The organism is Rhizobium sp. S96, from assembly GCF_030382195.1.
Taxonomy (GTDB): domain Bacteria; phylum Pseudomonadota; class Alphaproteobacteria; order Rhizobiales; family Rhizobiaceae; genus Rhizobium.
The window spans coordinates 1-2,321 of sequence record NZ_JAUDRY010000007.1 but is presented as its reverse complement, the minus strand read 5'-3'; the positions used below and the strand labels follow the sequence as shown (position 1 = coordinate 2,321).

Sequence of the window (2,321 nt, the reverse complement as noted above, 5' to 3'; positions counted from 1 at the left end):
AAGCCGCAGGACTGGCCTTTCTCGGAATACCATCCGCAAATACCTGCGTGCCGGCGGCGTAGAGCCGAAGTTCAACGTCCCAGAGCGACCGAGCAAGCTTGATCCGTTTGCGGATCGGTTGTCGGCCTGGCTGAAGACGGAATCCAAGAAGGGCCGCAAGCAAAAGCGGACGATGAAGCAGTTACATGCTGACTTGTGCAGCCTCGGCTACGATGGGTCCTATAATCGCGTGGCGGCATTTGCTCGGGAATGGCGCGATGATCGACAGAGGGAATTGCAGACGACAGGCCGCGGCACGTTTGTGCCCTTGGCGTTCGAGCCTGGTGAAGCCTTCCAGTTCGACTGGTCGGAAGACTGGGCGATCATCGGCAATGAGCGCACCAAGCTGCAGGTGGCGCATACGAAGCTGAGCTACTCCAGGGCTTTCATCGTCCGAGCCTATCTCCTGCAGACGCATGAGATGCTGTTCGATGCCCATAATCACGCGTTCCGCGTCTTCGGCGGCATTCCTGGCCGCGGCATCTACGACAACATGCGCACGGCGATCGACAGGGTTGGCCGCGGCAAGGAGCGCGATGTCAACGTCCGCTTCATGGCGATGGCCAGCCATTACGTGTTCGAACCCGAGTTCTGCAATCCGGCGTCTGGTTGGGAGAAAGGACAGGTCGAGAAGAACGTTCAGGACGCGCGTCATCGCTTCTTCCAACCGGTCCCGCGCTTTCCATCACTGGAAGCCCTGAATGACTGGCTTGAGCAGCGTTGCAAGGAGTTCTGGACCAAAACGCCACATGGTCAGATGCGTGGCACCATCGCCGACATCTGGGCAGAGGAAACACCAGCTTTGATGCCTGTTTCCAGGCCATTCGACGGGTTCGTCGAGTATACAAAGCGGGTCACGCCCACCTGCCTCGTGCATCTGGAGCGCAATCGCTACAGCGTCCCGGCATCGTTTGCCAATCGTCCGGTGAGCCTTCGAGTCTATCCGGATCGTGTCGTCGTCGCCGCAGAAGGTCAGATAGTCTGTGAGCACCGCCGTGTCATTGATCGTTCCCATGATCGGCCGGGCCAGACCATTTACGACTGGCGGCATTATCTGGCGGTCGTGCAGCGCAAGCCCGGCGCTCTACGCAACGGCGCCCCCTTCATCGAGATGCCGGAGGCATTCCGAACCCTGCAGCAATATCTACTCAAGAAGCCGGGCGGCGATCGCGAGATGGTCGACATCCTGGCGCTTGTTCTCCAGCACGACGAACAAGCAGTGCTCTCAGCCGTCGACATGGCGCTGAAGTCCGGCGTTCCAACCAAAACGCATGTGCTGAACCTGCTGCATCGCCTGGTCGACGGCAAATCCTCTACACCGCCGACCCTCGACGCACCTCAGGCACTGACGCTCACCAATGAGCCCAAGGCCAATGTCGAACGATACGATACCTTGAGAAAGACGGAGGTTCGTCATGCGTCATAACCCGGCAAGCGGCGCGATCGTCATCATGCTAAGGCAATTGAAGATGCATGGAATGGCCCACGCCGTCGGTGATCTGACCGAACAGGGATCGCCGGCGTTCGAGGCTGCCATTCCGATCTTGTCCCAGCTTCTCAAGGCGGAAACGGCCGAACGAGAGGTCCGATCAACCGCATATCAGCTCAAGACGGCACGCTTCCCGGCCTACCGTGATCTGAAAGGCTTCGACTTCACCAGCAGCGAGATCAACGAGGCACTCGTCCAACAGCTTCATCGCTGCGACTTCCTCGACGACGCCAACAACATTGTGCTGGTTGGTGGTCCCGGTACGGGCAAGACGCACATTGCCACCGCGCTCGGCGTCCAGGCCATCGAGCATCACCACAAGCGAGTGCGGTTCTTCTCGACTGTCGAGCTGGTCAACGCATTGGAACAGGAAAAAGCACAAGGCCGCTCGGGGCAACTTGCCAACCGTCTCGTCCATTCCGATCTCGTCATTCTCGACGAGCTTGGATACCTGCCGTTCAGCGCCTCAGGCGGTGCATTGCTCTTCCATCTGCTCAGCAAACTCTACGAGCGCACCAGCGTCATCATCACCACCAACCTCAGCTTCAGCGAATGGGCGAGTGTGTTCGGCGATGCCAAAATGACCACTGCGCTGCTCGACCGGCTTACCCACCACTGCCACATCCTGGAAACAGGAAACGACAGCTTCCGCTTCAAGAACAGCTCAGCGCATGAGCCCAAAACAACGAAGGAGAAACGCAGGAACTTGACCACTACGACTAACACAAACGATACCTAAAAGCGGGTCACTTCTCGGTGGAAACGCCGGGTCAGCTCTCAATGGGAATCAACA

General features: G+C 58.5%; 2 protein-coding genes. Both read left to right on the top strand.

Annotated features, from left to right (window positions below; translation table 11 throughout):
* The coding region (istA, locus tag QTL94_RS09825; protein WP_289801397.1) for an IS21 family transposase at window positions 1-1,465 on the top strand (1,465 nt) is incomplete at its 5' end.
* On the top strand, window positions 1,455-2,267 hold the full coding sequence (istB, locus tag QTL94_RS09820; protein WP_065693397.1) for an IS21-like element helper ATPase IstB: 813 nt from the start codon (window positions 1,455-1,457) through the stop codon (window positions 2,265-2,267). The genes istA and istB, both read left to right, overlap by 11 nt.
* Window positions 2,268-2,321 lie beyond the last annotated feature (54 nt).

Coding starts and splice junctions, on each gene's coding strand:
- istB (WP_065693397.1), top strand. CDS start 1,455: ATGCGTCATAACCCGGCAAGCGGCGCGATCGTCATCATGCTAAGGCAA.